The organism is Carboxylicivirga sp., from assembly GCF_982718395.1.
Window position 1 is genome coordinate 34,867 of record NZ_CEXQWX010000021.1, and the last position, 19,095, is coordinate 53,961.

A 19,095-nucleotide genomic window follows, 5' to 3' on the forward strand; every position below is an offset into this window, starting at 1 on the left:
ATTTTGGACGATGAAAACTATATCCAAGCTAACATTATCAGCTATCATTTGCACAGTCATTGTCGTCTCCGCGATAAGTGGCTGTATTGATAGTGTAAAAAAAACTGAATCAGAGCAGCCAAACTTTGTAGTTGTATTTATTGATGATATGGGATATGGAGATGCCGGGTGCTATGGAGCAACAGGCTTTACCACCCCAAATATCGATCAAATGGCTGCTGAAGGCATGCGTTTTACCAACTTTTATGCAGCACAACCTGTATGCAGTGCATCCCGTGCAGGCTTACTCACAGGATGTTATCCTAATCGCATTGGCTTCTCTGGAGCATTGTTTCCGCATCATACCATTGGTATTAATCCTGATGAAATAACCATAGCCGAAATGCTTAAAGAGAAGGGATATGTTAGTGGCGCATTTGGGAAATGGCATTTGGGTCACCATAAAGAATTCCTGCCTTTGCAGCATGGGTTTGATGAATATGTAGGTGTACCGTATTCTAACGATATGTGGCCGATAAAAGTAGATGGGACAAGAGCCAAACCTGGTGAAGGACGTGGTGATTTTCCCGATCTTCCGCTTATCGAAGGAAACGATCCTGTTGAATATATCACAACACTTCATAGGCAAGATCAATTAACCACATTACTGACTGAAAAAACTGTGGATTTTATTAACCGCAATGCTGATCAACCTTTTTTTGCCTACCTGGCGCACCCCATGGGGCATGTTCCATTAGGTGTTTCCGATAAGTTCAGAGGGAAAAGTGAACAGGGGTTATACGGTGATATGATGATGGAATTAGACTGGTCACTCGGTGAAATCATGAAAGCATTGAAAACAAATGGTATTGAGAATAATACAGTTGTGATATTCACAAGCGATAATGGTCCATGGTTAAATTTTGGTAATCATGCTGGTTCTTCAGGAGGCTTACGCGAGGGCAAAACAACCAGTTGGGAAGGAGGCCAAAGAGTGCCTTTTATAGTAAAGTGGCCAGATGTTATCCCGGCTGGCACAGTTTGTAATAAGTTAAGCTGCGCCATCGATATCTTACCCAGCTTTGCTGAAATTGCTAAGGCGTCTTTACCTGAAAATAAGATTGATGGAGTGAGCATTGCTCCATTATGGCAAGGCAATTTTGACGCTGAACCACGAAAAGATATATGGTTTTATTTTGGAAAAAATAATCTGAATGGTATCAGGAGAGGAAACTGGAAATTAGTACTGCCACATACCTGGCAATCATACAATACTGCACCTGGAAATGATGGTTATGAGGGAAAAAGGATCAACAAAACGGTTGAACAGCCTGAATTATATAACCTGATGCGCGATCCTGGTGAGCAATACAATGTAATTGATTCTTATCCGGAAAAGGTGGAAGAATTAATGAAAGAGGTTGAAGTCGCCCGTAAAGAGCTTGGCGATTTAAATGTTGGAATTGAAAAGGGTCAAGGGAATCGTGAAATGGGAAAATTAATTGAAGATTAAACTTATGCTATGAAAAACATAAAGCCCAAATTTAAATCTGTTACACAACTACTTGCTGTAGGATTAATTGCAATTATATCAGTTAGCTGCATGCATAAGCAAGGTGATTCAAATAAAAAGGATTCATTAACTGATAACAAAACACATTCCGAAGCATGGCAGAATTTATCTGGTGAAGACCAGTTGTTTATAGATAAAATACAACGCAATGCTTTTAATTATTTCTGGGATGGTTTTGATCCCCAAACCGGTTTAATAGCTGATGAACACAAAGGTCGCCGAACCAGTATTGCCAGTTCTGGTTTCGCACTTTCTGCCTTTTGTATAGGTGTTGACAGGGGATGGGTTTCTAAAGATGAAGTATACAAGAGAATACTGCTTATTCTAAACAGTTACTATAAAAACCCGGATGATATAAATGATTTCTGTGTTGAAGGGAAGGATGGTTTATTCTATCATTTTGTAAATGTAGATACAGGCAAAAGACACGGACGATGCGAAGTATCAACCATTGACAGTGCCATTTTAATGGCTGGCGTGCTTCATGTTATGACTTATTTTAAAGGAACAGAACTTGAAGAACTGGCTACAAAGGTCTATAAGCAGGCACAATGGGACAAATACCTCAATGAAAACATGGCCATCACCGGGGGATGGAAACCAGCTGAAGAGAACTGGTTTAATCCTGAGTACAAAGGCTATAACGAATATAGCCTGGTATATTTAGTGGGATTAGGTTCGCCATCGTATTCAATTCCTGCTGAAAGCTGGGATGCCTACAATAGTGGAAATGGAGCTGACTGGTTGAAGGTTTACGGTGAGATCGGACCGTTTAAAACACCTCATGGTATAATGCAGCCCCACGCATACTTATACCAATTCCCCATATGCTGGTTCGATTTCAGAAATAAAAAAGACAATTATGCGAACCACTGGGATATTGCTGTAAATGCCATTAAAGCTAACCGTCGTTACACCCAAAACTGGGGTAAGATGGTTGAATACAATGAGGAACTTTGGGGATGGACAGCCTGTGCAGGCAGAGACGGATACATTGGTTTTGATCATCCTTATAACGGAACATTAGCACCTTCAGCAGTTATTGCTTCTTTACCATTTATACCAGAGGAATCCCTCCGCAGCATCAAATATATGTACGAAAAGTACGGTGATAAAATATGGGGTAAATATGGATTTGTCGATTCATTTAATCCACATCAGGATTGGTACGACAATGGCTTTATTGGAATAGATAAAGGGAATGAAGTACTAATGATAGAAAATTTCAGGAACGGTGGTGTCTGGAATGTATTTATGGAAAACCCTTATGTCAGGGAAAGTATGAATAAGGCTGGATTTAAAAAACTAAATCTCTAATTATGAAGCACAGGATTATTTTAAAGGCAATTATTGTCATATTAGTCTTTAGTTCAGTTATACAGGCGCAGGAGCGCGAGTATGATTATATATTCTTTGAAAACAGTGCCTTATCAGGAAAATACTTTTTCTCAAATGTACAGTATAGTGAAGGGTGTTATGTAAAAAATATAGCAAACAAGCTACCTGTCAATGATAAGACATTTTTTACACCACCCAATTCATTGGCACTTGATTACACCAATGATAAAGGTTCCTGGGAAGCAACAATTGAATTTGAGCGTTTAAGGGGAAATGACTTCTTTAAAAAAGCTAATCATCTTTCATTTTGGTTGTATACAGGAGACACACCAGTTGAGTTGCTTCCAAATGTTGAAATTGGAATTCAGAAAAAACAGCGCCGTTCAGATATTATTATTAGTGATAATCGATCTGAATCAGTTCCAGTTGGTAATTACCTGACTGGTATTGTTAAAAACGGATGGAAGTTTATCAAAATTCCGCTAAGTGATCTTGAAGGGATAGAAGGTAAACCCAATATAGTCGTATTCTCAGATAACAAGGTGCATGGTAAGGGAACGATACTGATTGACCAGATAGAACTATTGCCGGAATTAGCTCATAGAGAACTTCCCGAACCAACGGAAATTAAAGCAAACGGCTACGATAGGCATGTTGATATCACTTGGGAAAGCATTAATCATGAAAGCATAAAATACATCAAGGTTTATCGATCAGAGGATGGTCAGGATTTCAAACCTGTAGGCATCCAACGACCTTTTTTTAATCGTTATACCGACTATACAGGACAGACCAATAAAACTTACCACTATAAAATTTCATTCGTTGATTACCAGTATAATGAAACAGGTACCTCGGCAATAACAAAAGCCGCAACTTATGAGATGAATGACGAGCAACTGCTGGATATGGTGCAGGAAGCTTCATTCCGTTATTACTGGGAGGGAGCTGAACCTCACAGCGGACTGGCTCTTGAGAATATTCCGGGACGAAAGAATATGATTGCTACTGGTGCATCGGGATTTGGAATTATGGCTATTGTTGTTGGAGCAGAAAGAGGTTTTATTACACGTGAACAGGCCGTAAAACGCATGCTCACCATTACTTCATTCCTGAAAAGATGTGATAAATTCCATGGAGCCGTATCGCATTTCATTGATGGTCCAACAGGAAAAGTAGAACCTTTCTTTGGAGAGCGTGATAATGGTGGCGATCTGGTAGAAACGTCCTTCTTATATCAAGGCTTGTTAGTAGCTCGTTCATACTTTGACAGAAATACTAAGGAAGAGAAACAGATTCGAAAAGCCATCACTCAGCTTTGGGAAGGAGTAGAATGGGATTGGTATGATCGTGAAAAGGAAAATAAATTTCTCACATGGCATTGGTCACCTGATAAAGAGTGGGTTATTGACCATAAACTCATTGGTTGGAACGAAACAATGATAACCTACATTCTGGCCATGGCATCGCCAACACATCCAATACCAATGTCAATGTATTACAATGGTTGGGCTAGTCACGATAAGGAAGCTGTTAAGTACCGTAAGAATTGGGGTAAGACTGATGACGGATCAAACTACAGTAATGGCAAGTATTACCACGGAATCGAGCTTCCGGTTGGTGTTTCCAATGGAGGACCATTATTCTTCATCCATTACTCATACCTTGGGATGAATCCCCATGATGTAACAGACAAATACACCAATTACTTTGAGAACAACCGCAATATAGCCCTTATTAACTGGAGATATTGTTCTGAAAATCCGAAAAACCATAAAGGATTTAATGACGCATTCTGGGGGCTGACGGCCAGTGATGGTCCCTGGGGTTATGATGCTATTGAACCCAATTTAGCTAAAGATAAAGGTACTATGGCACCTACAGGAGCTTTGGCTTCCTTTCCATATACTCCCCAACAGTCATTGGCTGCACTTAAAAATATGTACCGGAATAATGGTCAATACTTATGGGGAGAATATGGCTTTAAAGATGCTGTTAACCTGGAAGAAAACTGGCAGGCCAAAATATATATGGGACTAAACCAGGCACCTGTAACCATTATGATTGAGAACTACCGGACCGGACTGATCTGGGATTTATTTATGAAGAATAAAGAAATTTCGGAAACACTTATGAAATTGAGCAAACTAAATCAATAGGCATGAAACTACTAAATAAAAATCTCAAAGTATTTATACTTCCCTTATTTTTCATTACGGCGTTGGCTTGTACTGAAAAGGAGACAAAGGAAAAACCTCAATTACCTAATGTAATCTTTGTTTTGGCCGATGATATAGGTTACGGTGATTTAGGTTGTTATGGCGGTAAAATTCCAACACCCAACCTGGATCAGCTGGCTGCTGATGGTATACGTTTTACTGACGCCCATTCTCCGGCTGCTTTATGCGCACCGTCACGATTTAGTTTGTTAACAGGGAGTTATCCTTACCGTTCTTATCGTGCAGGAGGTGCCTGGAATACCAACAGTCCATCTATTTTCTCTGATCCTTACAATCACACTAAAGCTGGTCGTAAGATCACTGTAGCTGAAGTGATGCAAAAAGCAGGTTATCGCACTGCCTTTTTCGGTAAGTCTCACCTGGGAGGAGATGTTCATGACAAAGATGGCAACCTGATCCGCGAGCAAAAAGAAATATCAAAAATGGACTTTAGTAAAGGCGTTCATAATTCATTAAATGAATACGGCTTTAATTATTCCTATTCATTACCCAGCGGCATTCAACATGAACCATTTGCATTTTTTGAAAATGGCAATTTTGCACCCTTTGATCCGAAAAAGCCTGCCGATAACAGCAGTACCAAGCTATGGATTAATGGGCGCTATGAGATGAATAATGGTATATCAGAGATTGTTGAGCACCCGAAAAATCCCGGAATAGGAGATGTGGATTACAATTCGAGTCAAACTGGTATTATGATGATAAATAAAGCACTTGGCTTTATTGATGATCATTTACATCAAAACAAATTGCAGTCGGAAGATAAACCCTTTATGGTGTATTTCGCCTCTCAGGCCATCCATGTTCCTCACACTCCTCCTAATGATTTCGATGGTGATGATACAGAATTAAACGAACAGGTTAATGGGATTACAGGTGGGGCAACAGGCGATTTTGTTTATGAGTTGGATATGCAGGTGGGTAAACTGATGCAAAAGTTAGAAGATGAAAATATTGCTGGAAATACTATTGTAATTTTTACCAGCGATAACGGTGCATTGTGGCCAAAGATTTGTGATTTTGGCAATCCTGAACATGACAATAACGGTCCATTGAGAGGCTATAAAGCTTCAATTTATGAGGGTGGGCACCGGATACCATTTATTATTTCCTGGCCGGGCAAAGTATCACCAAATTCAGTTTCAAACGAGCCTGTATTAGCACAGGATTGGGTTGCCACCATGTATGAACTGACCGGACAAAGTATGCAACCTGATCAGGCAATGGATTGTACTTCATTGTTGCCACTTATTACAGGCAACAGAAATGAGCAAACTCCACTGCATCCTTTCATCATTTATCAGGCTGGTTTTGCTTACGATGGGGCTATACGTCAGGATAACTGGGTGTTAGTTGTTGATCGCGAAAACAAGGCAACTGAATTATATAATCTTAAAGAGGATTTGCAACAAAAAAATAATCTGATTGATGCAGCTGAACACCAGGAACTAATTGAAGAGTTGAAGACAACTTTTCTAAAACACAACGATCATAACGACAAAACATTAGAACCCAGAACAACAGTTGCATATCAAACTGAAAGAGATAATAAAATATAACAAACTAATAACGAGGAGCATGAATAGAAAGATGAAGTCTGCTGTACTTTGTGTATTGAGTGCGGGTATATTCGCAGCTTGCCAAAGTTCAACAGAAACGCAAGAATGGAAAAGTTACAGTGGTGATCCAAAAATTGAGACCAAAGTGGACTCCGTGTTAAGTTTAATGACATTGGAAGAGAAAATTGGTCAGATGAATCAATATTCTGGTAATTTCGCCACAACAGGAGAAGTGAGTGATAACCAGTCTGGTGAATACCTGAAAAAGGGAATGATTGGCAGTACTTTTAATGTTTTTGGTGCTGATCATGTTCGTATGCTTCAGGAACAGAATCTTAAACATTCCAGGTTAAAAATCCCAATGTTGTTTGCAGCTGATGTAATCCATGGTTTGGAAACAACCTTCCCGATTCCGATGGCTGAAGCTTGTTCATGGGATTTACAACTGATGGAGGAAACAGCACGTGCTGCTGCCGAAGAAGCTACGGCTTCGGGTGTGGCCTGGAACTTTGCTCCAATGGTAGATATCGGTCGCGATCCACGTTGGGGAAGAGTTATGGAAGGAGCAGGTGAAGATGTTTACCTGGCTTCTAAGGTGGCACAAGCGAGAGTCAAAGGTTTTCAGGGGATTGATACCTATAATGATTTGTCAAAACCCAATACGATGATGGCATGTGCCAAACACTTTGTAGGCTATGGTGCGGCTCAGGCCGGACGTGACTATCATACAGTTGATTTATCAGAACATAGTTTGTACCAAACCTATTTACCACCGTTTAAAGCGACAGTTGATGCCGGTGTAGCTTCTTTTATGACCGCTTTCAATGATTTAAACGGCGTGCCTTGTACTGCCAATGAATATATTTTTAACGATATCCTTCGTGAGCAATGGCAGTTTGGTGGTATGGTGGTAACAGATTACACGGCTATAATGGAATTAGTTCATCATGGTTTCGCAAAAGATCTGAAGCATGGTGCCAAATTAAGTCTGGATGCCGGCATTGACATGGATATGATCAGCGAAGCCTTTGTTACTCATTTGAAAGAATTGGTTGAGGAAGGTAAAGTGTCTGAAAAGCAAATCGATATTGCAGTGTCGCGCATTTTGGAGATGAAATTCCTTTTAGGATTGTTTGATGATCCGTTTCGTTACTGCAATGCGCAGCGGGAGAAAGAGGTGGTAATGAATCCACAGTACATTGAGTTGGCTCGTCAGGCAGCACAAGGCTCAATTGTCTTGCTAAAAAATGATAATAAGGTACTGCCATTAGCAAAAAATGAAAAGAAGCGCGTTGCCCTGATCGGGCCCTTTGTTGATGAGCGTGAAAGTTTGAATGGAGAATGGGCTATCAAAGGCAATCGTAATAAATCTGTCACTCTTCGTGAAGGTTTAACTGAGAAGTATGCAGACTCAAAAGTACAGTTCTCATATGCACTTGGTACAAAATTGCCATTGATCGACCGTTCAACAGCACGTGTATCAAAAGTAAATGTGCCGGATAAAAGTGGATTTGCTGAGGCTATTAGAACTGCACGAAAAAGTGATGTAATTCTGGTTGCAATGGGTGAGAATTACCATTGGTCAGGTGAGGCAGCTTGTCGTACCGATATCACCCTACCGGGTAACCAGCGTGAATTATTAAAAGAACTGAAAAAGACAGGTAAGCCTATTGTTTTGGTACTATTCAACGGACGTCCGTTAGATTTATCCTGGGAAGCTGAAAATGTAGATGCCATTGTTGAAGCCTGGTATCCTGGTTTAATGGCTGGACATGCCGTTGCTGATGTTATCTCGGGTGATTATAATCCTTCTGCAAAACTGGTAATGACCTTTCCGCGCAATGTGGGACAAATTCCTATCTTTTACAATGTAAAGAACACCGGTCGTCCTTTCAGCGAAGAAGCTCCGACGGATTATAAATCCTCATATATTGACGTGCCTAATTCGCCATTATACCCGTTTGGTTATGGTTTAAGCTACTCTTCATTCGATTACTCGAACTGTGAAATAAGCAGTACTAAAATGAAAAAAGGAGAGCAATTACGAGTGAGTGTCGAGGTAAGTAATAATAGTGAAAGGGCAGGAGAAGAAATCGTTCAGCTTTATATTCGTGATAAAGTAGCATCCGTTACCCGACCAATCAAGGAGTTAAAAGGATTTAAGAAAATACTTCTGCAGAAAGGTGAGACCCAAAAAGTAGAATTTGTGATTGACAACGAATTATTAGGTTTTACGGATAAAAACATGAATTGGACCGTAGAAGCTGGCGAGTTTGATATTTGGATAGCAAAACATGCCGAAGATGAGTCTAATCACCAAACTTTTGTTTTAGAAGAATAAAATAGACATTAATGGGGTATGAAGCCCCATTAACCTATTCCTAAATGGTAAATAACCCATCCTATGCTTCCGATATAGGGTGGGTTTTTAGTATTATGGCACTGGCGCGGATTTGCAATCCGTGCCTAACAAGGATACTATATCACTAATGTTTAGGCATTACAGGCCAGATAATTGAAAGCCACTTTCTATTTGCCCTGAAAGGGCAATGCATATCAGCATAGTCCGCTAGGGCTATGACCATATAAGATCTGATTTTGAGGACTGTAAGCCCGATACATCAAATAGTACTAAATTGATTTCAACAGCTGATTTCGTGTTAATAAAGTTATTTTAGAATAGCTATTTCACCCGAAACAATAAATAGTCTAAAACGTATCAGGCAATAAAATTTGTATATTAACGCATTATTATAAAAAAAACAATTTACGAATGAAGATTACTATTTTAATCACTCTACTGACCGCATTTTCAACCCTTGCATCTTCGCAAGATTTTATGGAAAAAATTGCCGAGAAAGCCTGTGAATGTTTGACTTCTATACCCGATACACTGGGGCCGGAACGTTATAATTTAGAATTGGGGCTATGTATGATAGAAGCTGCAGCACCTTATAAAAAACAATTGAAAAAAGAATATGGTATTGACTTAAATAAAATTGATACGCAGGGAGAGGAACTTGGTAGTGTTGTTGGTCTTAAAATGGCATCCGTTTGTCCGGATGCATTAATGGAGATGGTATTAAAAGCTGACGTTGAAATAGAAGAGGAAGATGCCGCTGTTAGCTACATTGATGGTCATATCACCAAGATAGAGGAGAATAAGTTCATCGTTTTTTCACTTATGGATGCCAAAGGAAAAACAACCAAATTTTATTGGTTAACGTTTATCGAAACAAATCTGAATTTTGAACTGACCTCGCAATACAAATCGCTCATGAACGAAACGGTTCGGATTACCTATACACCACAGGAATTTTTCGATTACAGAATAGCAGAGTATCGTATATATAATGTTATCCATAAGATTCAAGTTATTTCGTGAGAAACAAAATGACTTAAGAAAAGGATATTCAATTAAATTTCCTTAGAAATCAAACCATAGCATATATGGCGCTGGCGCGGATTTGTAATCCGTGCCTAACAAAGATGCTATATCACTGATGTTTGGGCATTACAGGCCAGATAATTGAAAGTTGCTTTCCATTTGCCCTGAAAGGGCAATACATATTAGCATAGTCCGTCAGGGCTATGGTAATAAAAGGTTTGATTTTAAGGGCTATAAGTACGATACATAAAATGGTGTTGATAATTTCAGCTATTGATAGGTATAAATGACTATATGAAAATTTCCAGACATCTCGTTCCATTATTAGAAGCCTTGTTGGGTGTAACTCTTTTAGTTAAAGAATTATATCAGTGGTCGGTTTTACCTGGTATGTATGACAAGACTTACGAATTTGTTGATTTTGCAAAGTACAAAGAGAATACTTACAGCTTTATTTTTCTATGGTCAGTACTTTTAATTATTGGACTAATAGGTTTGATTAATAATGTAAGTAAATGGCTGGCCAATCAAATATTAATATTCGCTGTTACAATAGGTCTGATGATTGGGGTGATTTTTAATGGTGTAGTTAAATCACCAGAAGTTATTATTTGGGGAATTCTGTTATCGGCCGCTTTATTTGTTGCTTATAAGTTTCACAAATCCAAACTAACTGAAGCTGTAAAACCCACCCAAAAGTATATTGTCATCTCTTTGGTGGTGGGCTTTATTATAGCTATTACCTTTTGGACGATAGAAATTACTTGCGTGAATATTAGCCTATTTGAATCTTTTTAAAAGAACCAATTGCTACAGCGGATTTGCAATCAGTGCCCAACCTGCAAACCAACCCTAACACCTCGCTGTCTTACGTTTCTTACCCACATTACCTTTTGCAATAACTTTATCAATATAAGTAGTAGCGAGTGGCACTTTACAGGCAGTTCCTCCGACATCAACATGCACTTTACCAATATTTTCAGCAACAACTTTTGATTTTTCGGTGAGCGCTTCAATATATGAACCAATGGCAATTACAAAACCATTCATGGTATAGCGCACGCGGTTGGGAGCGTTATGAATTTCCCTTTCAGCCCGTTCCAATAAGTTGATGTAAGCCTGAATATCCAACTTATCATCTGTATTAACCGCGGCATAATAGGCCAAAGTGCTCCAGCCGGCAGAAGCAGTGGTCTCAGAATCCGACTCAATCCATTCCAGTCCCAGTTCAAAACCAAAGCTGGTTTCAGCAGCTACCCATGGTACCGCATATTCGCTTAAATACGACCAATAAGCCCCTTTCACCCATTCTTGTAACTGTTCCTTAGTAATCTGTTTTTCGTCGGCCATTAAGCCTGCCAGGTACATAGCATCCGAGTTGCCTGTAGCATACAGCTCCAGCGAAAGCTCATGGTTTTTCTTCGTTTTCTTCAATATTTTTTTCAAATCCTGCACTTTTACACCAAAGAAGGGTTCTTTAGCGCCATGCTTTATCAATGTTCTTTTAGTGGCCTCATTGCCATAGCCTTCCAGTTCTTTTAAAACATCAGTTGCATTCATATCAAATTCTTAAAGGTTTAAATCTTAGACAAATGCCTGTATGCATTTGTTCGATAACGCCTCTTTGAAAACGACCACATTGTAATTATCTATTACTGTCACTACACCTTGTATGTTTAAAACTCAGTTTTGACAATAAAATAAAACCTTACTGAACATAGCAGCAAGTCTATCATGTCAACGCGCTAATAACAGATTAACTATATATCTCTTTTCAAAATTTTATATTTGAATTTATTTGTTTAATTTAACAACTCGTAAATGATACGAAACTAATCAAATAACACTAATCCCTATTAACAAAAACATGATAAAACCTGCAATTAAACTTCTGGCAATCCTCTTGTTTTCTATTCTTTTTGAAAGTCAGTTTTTTAACTCTTATTGTCAAACTCAAAGTTTCACTTATAGTTATGACGCATCCGGTAACAGGACTGAAAGAGTAATTAACTTACTTAAAAGTTCCAATAATAAATCTCAACAAGAAATAGAGTTAAATATTTCAGAAACCACCGGAATTAAAATATATCCCAACCCAACCAAAGGGTTATTGAAAATTAATATCCGAGGTTATGAAAATGGAACACAATTTAACTTCAAACTTTTTGACATTGAGGGGACTGAACTTATTAGTAAAGAAACAGGGGAATCTCAAATTGAACTTAACCTCTCAGACTATAAGTCAGGTATATATATTCTGCATCTCCTGATTGAAGATCAGATTTTTAAATGGAAAATCATCAAAGACTAAACTTTAAACCAAATCATATCTCATGTCTAAAATGTCATTAGCCACTGTTATTGCTATGGTGCTGATACCTGTTAGCTCTATCGTAACAGTCAATGCAAAAGTCAGCTCAAACCCAAAGAGCAATTCTGTTTGCTTAATAGCTCCAACCCAACCTCCTGCTTTTAGTGGAATAATTGGAGGTAGTGTCAGCTATTCCACCTACAAAGATCCGCAAACCAACTCAGTAAGTACCAATTACGAAGTTGGAACAAGTAAAGGTATGCTCAATGTGGGTAGTATGGGAGATGCACAATATTCAATTCCTATAAACCTGCCAGCCGGCCCCGGTGGTTTAACACCATCACTTTCCATTAATTACTCAAGCAACGGAGGCTTTGGAACCTGTGGTTATGGCTGGAGCATTGGTGGTCTGTCCTCAGTAAGCAGAACAGGGAAAAGGTACTATTACGATAATGCTCCAATTGGCGATGGCCGTTTTGCCCTTACTCCAGCTCACCCAAATTCTGGCATTAACTTCGACAACCTTGATAGGTTGTTGTTAAACGGGCAAAGGTTAATTTGCATTGATGGTGCAGAAGATTACAATCTTAACGGTTCTGTTTACAGAACAGAATTGGATAACTTTATTAAGTTAACATGTACAGCAGGTAGTTATGGTCCGGGTAGTTTTATTGCCAACTTAAAAGATGGTACTAAAATGTATTATGGAGGAGGCAATAGCAGCCAAACAATTACTGGTTTTAACGAAACTTTAAGATGGTTTGTTAATAAAACCGAGGATGTTTACGGCAATGAAATAAACTTTGAGTACCAGCCGGATAATTGTTTTAACTACATCAGTAAAATTAGTTACGGTGCTAATGAAGTAAGCTTTTATTATAAGGAAAGAGACGATATTAAAAAAGTATTTTTAAAAGGTGTGGAAATGCAACAGCGCTTATTGCTGGACCGCATTGAAATAAAATACAATAATACTCTCATTAGAAAATACGAATTTAAATATGCATACCCCACATCAGGCTTTCAACGTTATTCTGTGCTTAACGAAGTGGTGGAATATGGAATTAATGGCACACGGTATAATTCAACACTAATAGGTTATAACATTCCCGGAAGCTGGTCTTATACTTATGGAGGAGGTGCATCTCATGCTTATATCTCATCCCAATCAGTGATGATCGAAGGGGATTTTAATGGCGATGGCAAAACAGATTTATTTTGTCGTCCGGGCGATGGAGCCAGTTGGACAGGGCATAAAGTGTACTTTAGTAATGGAGATGGTACTTTTACTTTAGGTTTTCAAACAACAGGTAATTATTTTGCATTTGCTGAAAACATTATGGCAATGGATATAAATGCCGATGGAATAGATGACCTTGTTTATTATAAAAAAACGCCTTTTGATTTTAGCTACAACTATGTAATATGCAACGGAACTTCGTTCAGCTCAGCAGTTCAGTTTTACTATTTAACCAACCCGCTTGTAATACCTGTAACAGATCTGGATGACAACTTTCATGTTGCCGACGATTATACCTTCAATGGGGCAGATTATAATGGAGATGGCATAAATGACATTTTTGTTGTTAATGGAATGGGGCAGTGGAAAATATATTCAATGGGAAGTGATGGCAACTTAACAAGTACGTTGACGCAAATATCCTCAGGAAGTAATTCTTCGTTTACCCTGGATAATGCCAGTAAAGATTTTAACGGTGATGGTAACACAGACTATTGGAATCTGACCGGTACAGAGCTGGAAATATACGATGCTGGTGGTAGTACAAAGGTTTATAACTCTACCATTGTTAATGAAGATCATCATTTATCGTTGGGAGACTTCAACGGTGATGGTAAAACGGATATGCTTGTTTATGGTCTTGGCTCCTCCAGTTGGACCACCTGGAAAATCCACCTGTCTACAGGTACAGGATTTAAAACTTACTCAATATCTCAAAAGGAATCTTCGTTAAAAGACAAAATAGTGAGAACCATTGATTTTGATGGAGATGGCAGGACAGAGTTAATGGTATCATCACAAAGTGGCAGTTCCTATTACAACAAGATATATTTCCCGATTGACGATGGCACCGATTTTAGCAGTGCCATGTCTACTGTTAGTAATATTGTCGATGAGCCGATATGTATAGGAGATTTTGATGGAAACGGTTACAACGAAGTATTAAAAGCAGGCACTACATATAATATTTACAAACACAACGGACCAGCTAATTATGCACTGCAACACGTGCGCAACGGTTTGGGACACCTAACCAGTGTTACTTATAAAACATTATCCGAAAACGGAACTCATTATACTAAAGGTAATGGGGCCGGTTTCCCGATGAGTGATTACCAGGGTGATTTATTAGTGGTGGATAAGATAGAGTCAGACAATGGTATTGGAGGTACTGCAACCAGTGAATATACTTATAGTGGTGCTAAATTACATCTGCAGGGAAAAGGGATAGTTTGTTTTGAGCAGGTTCAAACAAAGAATGTTGAAACCAATCAGTTGTCTGTACAAAATTTCACAGTGCATCCTGCGCATTATTATGCCCAGTTGAGTAGCAACGAGAGTAAAACAGGTGCAACAACTACATCTACAATTGTAAATACCTGGAGCGAAAAAGAAACAGAAGATGGTGTTTTCTTTCCATATGTTTCATCATCAGTTATCACTAACAATTTAACCGGGCACACAAGGAACGTTACCAACACTTACGACAATTATGGTAATGTAACCAATAACACGGTTGTTTACGGTAATAGTGTTACAGCAACAACGCAGACTTCCTATAGCAATAATACAGGCACATGGATTCTCGGATTACCAACGTCATCTACAGTAACCTATTCCGAAAGCGGGCAAACAAGTATTTCAAAAACAACCTCGTTTACCTATAATACGGATGGAATTATAAAACCCGATTATGTGAAAGAATTTGAAGGAACCAATTATTACCGATACATAAATAACAATTACGATACTTATGGTAATATTATAAATATAACCAATGGAGGTAGTGGGGTAAGCAGCCAAAACACAAGCTTTACCTACGAAAGTAACGGCATCAGGCAAAAAACAACTACCAATAGTTTAGGGCATGTGAGTACCAACAATTACGACACATATGGTCGTTTATCATCGCAAGTTGATTACCTGAACAATACCATCACCTATGCTTACGATGATCTGCACCGTAATACTTCTACCACCATATCCGATGGTTCGGTAATGTCGCAGTCAATTAACTGGGGGCTTAGCGGAGGACCTTCCCTTGCTGTTTATTATTCACAGCAAACAGGCAACGATGGCTCTTTAAGTAAAACCTGGCACGATATGCTGGGCAGGGTAATCAGAACCGATATTAGAAACTTTGACGGCTCGTACAGTTATATGGTAAGCGAATATAACAGCAAAGGGCAAAGCTACAGGGTATCGGAACCCAGTGCATCAACTTCGCCATCGCAATGGAATGTAAATACTTACGATAGCTATGGACGAATCGATTTAATTAACCATGCCACCGGCCGGCAAACCGATTATGCATACAACAACAACCGTGTAACGGTGACGGCTGATGGAAAAAGCGTCTGGCAGGAAACAGACAGCCGTGGTTTAGTAAGTACTGCACACGATAACGGGGGTAACCTGGTGTATAACTATTATCCTGACGGACAGGTTAAAAGTATTACCGCTCCAGGAGGTGCAACCACTACCTTTGAATACGATGTGGCCCGTAACAAGAATAAAATGGTTGACCCCAGTGCAGGAACCATCATCAGTACATACGATGCCTTTGGACGGGTAAAAACCGAAAAAAATGCCCGGAACCAGACCACTACCTTTAATTATCACGCTGACGGACGTTTAAATAACAAGGTAACACCCGAAGGCACTACCACTTACAATTACAACAGCAATAAACAATTGAGCAGTGTTAGCTCACCCGGTAGTATTAACCGTACCTACGCTTACGACACCAAAGGCAGGGTAAACAATATTGGCGAAACCATTTCCGGAATCACTTATTCTACTACCTTTACATACGATACTAAAGGGCGTTTAAGTACCATTACCCATCCATCTGGCATAGTGGAAACCAATAATTACAACACATACGGTTACTTATCCTCTGTTTCGGCAGGCGGAACAGTGCAGTATGCCATTGATGCCATGAATGCCAGGCAACAGGTAACCAGTGCTACCTATGCCAATGGTTTGCAACAACAATACGGGTACGATGCTTATGGTTTACCCACCTATATTAAGGCACAGGCCGGCAGTACCTGGAAGCAGGATATACGCTTTGCCTTTAATGCTGTTAACGGTAACCTGGACTCACGCGAGAACTACCTGAAAAGTAAATCCGAAAGTTTTACGTACGATAACCTGGACAGGCTGACCAACGTAAGCGGGCCGCAAAACCTGAGTATGAATTATGCTGCCAATGGAAATATAAGCTCCAAAAGCGATATAGGCACCAATACTTTTGTTTATAATAATAGTGCCAAACCTTATATGCTAACCGAAGTTAGCTCAAGCACTGGTGTTATACCGGGTGAAGGACAATCGGTAACCTACACCTCCTTTAACCAGGTGAGCAATATAGACCAGGGCGACTATTATGCCAGCTTAATATACAACAGTGATGGCCAACGTTGCAAAATGGAGGTTAAAGAGCAGAGCAATACTATACTCACCCGTATATATGTTGGAAGCAGATATATTAAAGAAACAGCAGGCAGTACAACCAAAGAATATACCTGGATTGGCGGCGATGCTTACTCTGCACCTGTTGTAGCTATTAAACAGGGAAGCACTACCAGTTATTATAAACTGTTGCGCGACCACCTGGGAAGTATCACGCAGGTATTAAATAGCTCCAATACAGTTGTATACGAATACAGCTTTGATGCCTGGGGCCGCCGGCGCGACAAAGACACCTGGCAATATACTTTAAGCGGTGAACCCGATCTGTTGGCCGGACGCGGTTTTACCGCCCACGAGGAACTGCCCTGGTTTAACCTGGTTAATATGAACGGGCGCTTGTACGACCCCACTGTTGGCCGCTTTTTAAGTGCCGATCCTGTAGTACAATCACCCACCAACACCCAAAACTTTAACCGTTACTCTTATTGTTTAAATAATCCTTTAAAGTATACTGATCCGAGTGGTTATCGGATTGCAAAATTTATGCGGGAGGATAGCGAGGATGATATGTATGATGAGACACAAGACGGAGGAGGCTTATGGTCGAAGTATTCCGCCAGTACATTCGGAGGTAGAGGAGGCAGAATAACAGGCTTAAGTATAGGAGGAGGCTATAAACCTCCTGGATTTGGTATGAACGGAAAAGGATATGGAGGAATGTATTACGACTGGTATTCAAATACCTATCGTTCAACAGATGTTGGAAATGATGTTGTTGGTCTTGGAACAGTACTTAACAGGCTTGATTCATACAGCTTAAAACCATGGGGCTATCGAGTAATAGATTCTAAAACAGGTAAAGTTTTAAAAAATGTTGTTAGGGGATATAAAAAAGTTGACTATTCGAGTGAGGGTAATTCACTTAGTGGGATTATAGGCAATATTTCAATTGCTACAAGTATTGGAAGTATGGCTATTGCTGATAAAATACGATCGTTTCAACCCGTAAGTGTTCTGTATGGGACAATTAGAAATGTCGACCACCGAGGCGTATATGATTTTTCAAAGTCGTTTGCAAAAGGCACCAATTATTTTCAAAGATGGAAGCCATTGGGTACAGGGCTTAATTATTTTGGTACTTTCGCCTTTGGGGTTGGTGCAGTCAGTCAGACTTATAGGCTCTGGAATGACGAAACATACGGAGGAGTGGAGTATTCAGCAGATATAACATTCTCAACAATTGGTGCATTTGGTTCAAGAATATTACCATACCTTGGAAGCGGAGTTAGAATGGCTGGCCCAGCAGGTTTTATGATTTCTTCATATTACTACCTAGGTAAGGCACATTATAATTCGTTTATAGATCATTATAATAGAAACATAAATCAAGGAACCTGGCATTGGAAAATTGGAGCAGGATACCCTTATTAAAGTTAAAAACTATGGATTATATATATAGTCATTTTTACTATGGTCATAAAAGGTTAGGTACCCCAACGTATGCATTTGCAGCTTTTATGGAACTATCAATGTTGATGATGTTGAATTTTACAGTTGGGTATGTAATTTGTTTTTTTAACTATGATGTAAAGCTAATTGAATACAAAAACTATATTGGTGTTTTCATTGCAATATGCTTATTCAACTATTTCAGATTCCTATATAATAAGAGGCATGAACATAAATTTGTTAAGTATCTTGATAAAAAATCAAAAGTTAAGGATAGAATGGTCATGTTTTATGTTATTATTTCGATAATTACATTCATAGCCTCCGTGTTTATAATGAGATATCGAATAATAGGTCATTTATGACTCATGACCTCAATTGGTTTAATCTGAGATGATTATTAAATAGCCCAAGAAATCGGCTATCTAAGCGACTATGAAGACTTGATACATCAGGTGGGATACAAATTCTTCACTGAATTATGGAGCATTGTTGGTTTAATTACTTTAATAAAATGTTTTATAATTACATATTCTATACTTATTATAGATTTTGGGACAAAGCTCCTTCTCGTTGGTGGAGTGAATGGAAGGCTATTACC

General features: G+C 39.1%; 10 protein-coding genes. 9 read left to right on the forward strand and 1 reads right to left on the reverse strand.

All coding sequences use genetic code 11. The annotated features are described in order from the left end of the window. Positions 1-10: 10 nt before the first annotated feature. The 7 genes from AC4MRQ_RS06410 to AC4MRQ_RS06440 all read left to right on the forward strand — a co-directional run bounded on the left by AC4MRQ_RS06410 (position 11) and on the right by AC4MRQ_RS06440 (position 10,875). A complete protein-coding gene (locus AC4MRQ_RS06410) occupies positions 11-1,492 on the forward strand; it encodes a sulfatase family protein (RefSeq protein WP_491196830.1) in 1,482 nt (493 codons plus the stop codon). Between the two features lie 9 nt (positions 1,493-1,501). Continuing rightward, positions 1,502-2,869 carry a glucoamylase family protein gene (locus tag AC4MRQ_RS06415; RefSeq protein WP_491196831.1) on the forward strand — a complete coding sequence of 456 codons (1,368 nt, stop codon included), beginning with the start codon at positions 1,502-1,504 and terminating at the stop codon, positions 2,867-2,869. A gap of 2 nt (positions 2,870-2,871) precedes the next feature. Continuing rightward, positions 2,872-5,049, forward strand: a complete 2,178-nt coding sequence (locus AC4MRQ_RS06420; RefSeq protein WP_491196832.1) for a glucoamylase family protein — start codon at positions 2,872-2,874, stop codon at positions 5,047-5,049. 2 nt (positions 5,050-5,051) lie between these two features. After that, positions 5,052-6,689: a sulfatase family protein gene (locus AC4MRQ_RS06425; RefSeq protein WP_491196833.1), complete on the forward strand. Its 1,638-nt coding sequence runs from the start codon at positions 5,052-5,054 to the stop codon at positions 6,687-6,689. Positions 6,690-6,708: 19 nt separating this feature from the next. Continuing rightward, positions 6,709-9,030, forward strand: coding sequence for a beta-glucosidase BglX (bglX, locus tag AC4MRQ_RS06430; RefSeq protein WP_491196834.1), 2,322 nt, complete (start codon positions 6,709-6,711; stop codon positions 9,028-9,030). Between the two features lie 432 nt (positions 9,031-9,462). After that, positions 9,463-10,074: a hypothetical protein gene (locus tag AC4MRQ_RS06435; RefSeq protein WP_491196835.1), complete on the forward strand. Its 612-nt coding sequence runs from the start codon at positions 9,463-9,465 to the stop codon at positions 10,072-10,074. Between the two features lie 297 nt (positions 10,075-10,371). After that, positions 10,372-10,875 carry a hypothetical protein gene (locus AC4MRQ_RS06440; RefSeq protein ID WP_491196836.1) on the forward strand — a complete coding sequence of 168 codons (504 nt, stop codon included), beginning with the start codon at positions 10,372-10,374 and terminating at the stop codon, positions 10,873-10,875. Positions 10,876-10,929: 54 nt separating this feature from the next. On the opposite strand, the gene AC4MRQ_RS06445 is transcribed toward AC4MRQ_RS06440, so the two are convergent. Next, positions 10,930-11,637: a DNA alkylation repair protein gene (locus tag AC4MRQ_RS06445; RefSeq protein WP_491196837.1), complete on the reverse strand. Its 708-nt coding sequence runs from the start codon at positions 11,635-11,637 to the stop codon at positions 10,930-10,932. Between the two features lie 307 nt (positions 11,638-11,944). Between AC4MRQ_RS06445 and AC4MRQ_RS06450 the strand changes: the two genes are divergently transcribed. Both AC4MRQ_RS06450 and AC4MRQ_RS06455 read left to right on the forward strand, forming a co-directional pair. Beyond that, positions 11,945-12,388 carry a T9SS type A sorting domain-containing protein gene (locus AC4MRQ_RS06450; RefSeq protein WP_491196838.1) on the forward strand — a complete coding sequence of 148 codons (444 nt, stop codon included), beginning with the start codon at positions 11,945-11,947 and terminating at the stop codon, positions 12,386-12,388. Positions 12,389-12,410: 22 nt separating this feature from the next. Next, positions 12,411-18,476 carry an FG-GAP-like repeat-containing protein gene (locus AC4MRQ_RS06455; protein ID WP_491196839.1) on the forward strand — a complete coding sequence of 2,022 codons (6,066 nt, stop codon included), beginning with the start codon at positions 12,411-12,413 and terminating at the stop codon, positions 18,474-18,476. Positions 18,477-19,095 lie beyond the last annotated feature (619 nt).

Bases quoted from the DNA above. Each gene is read 5' to 3' on its own strand.
- AC4MRQ_RS06410 (WP_491196830.1), top strand. From the start codon at position 11: ATGAAAACTATATCCAAGCTAACATTATCAGCTATCATTTGCACAGTC.
- AC4MRQ_RS06415 (WP_491196831.1), top strand. From the start codon at position 1,502: ATGAAAAACATAAAGCCCAAATTTAAATCTGTTACACAACTACTTGCT.
- AC4MRQ_RS06420 (WP_491196832.1), top strand. From the start codon at position 2,872: ATGAAGCACAGGATTATTTTAAAGGCAATTATTGTCATATTAGTCTTT.
- AC4MRQ_RS06425 (WP_491196833.1), top strand. From the start codon at position 5,052: ATGAAACTACTAAATAAAAATCTCAAAGTATTTATACTTCCCTTATTT.
- bglX (WP_491196834.1), top strand. From the start codon at position 6,709: ATGAATAGAAAGATGAAGTCTGCTGTACTTTGTGTATTGAGTGCGGGT.
- AC4MRQ_RS06435 (WP_491196835.1), top strand. From the start codon at position 9,463: ATGAAGATTACTATTTTAATCACTCTACTGACCGCATTTTCAACCCTT.
- AC4MRQ_RS06440 (WP_491196836.1), top strand. From the start codon at position 10,372: ATGAAAATTTCCAGACATCTCGTTCCATTATTAGAAGCCTTGTTGGGT.
- AC4MRQ_RS06445 (WP_491196837.1), bottom strand. From the start codon at position 11,637: ATGAATGCAACTGATGTTTTAAAAGAACTGGAAGGCTATGGCAATGAG.
- AC4MRQ_RS06450 (WP_491196838.1), top strand. From the start codon at position 11,945: ATGATAAAACCTGCAATTAAACTTCTGGCAATCCTCTTGTTTTCTATT.
- AC4MRQ_RS06455 (WP_491196839.1), top strand. From the start codon at position 12,411: ATGTCTAAAATGTCATTAGCCACTGTTATTGCTATGGTGCTGATACCT.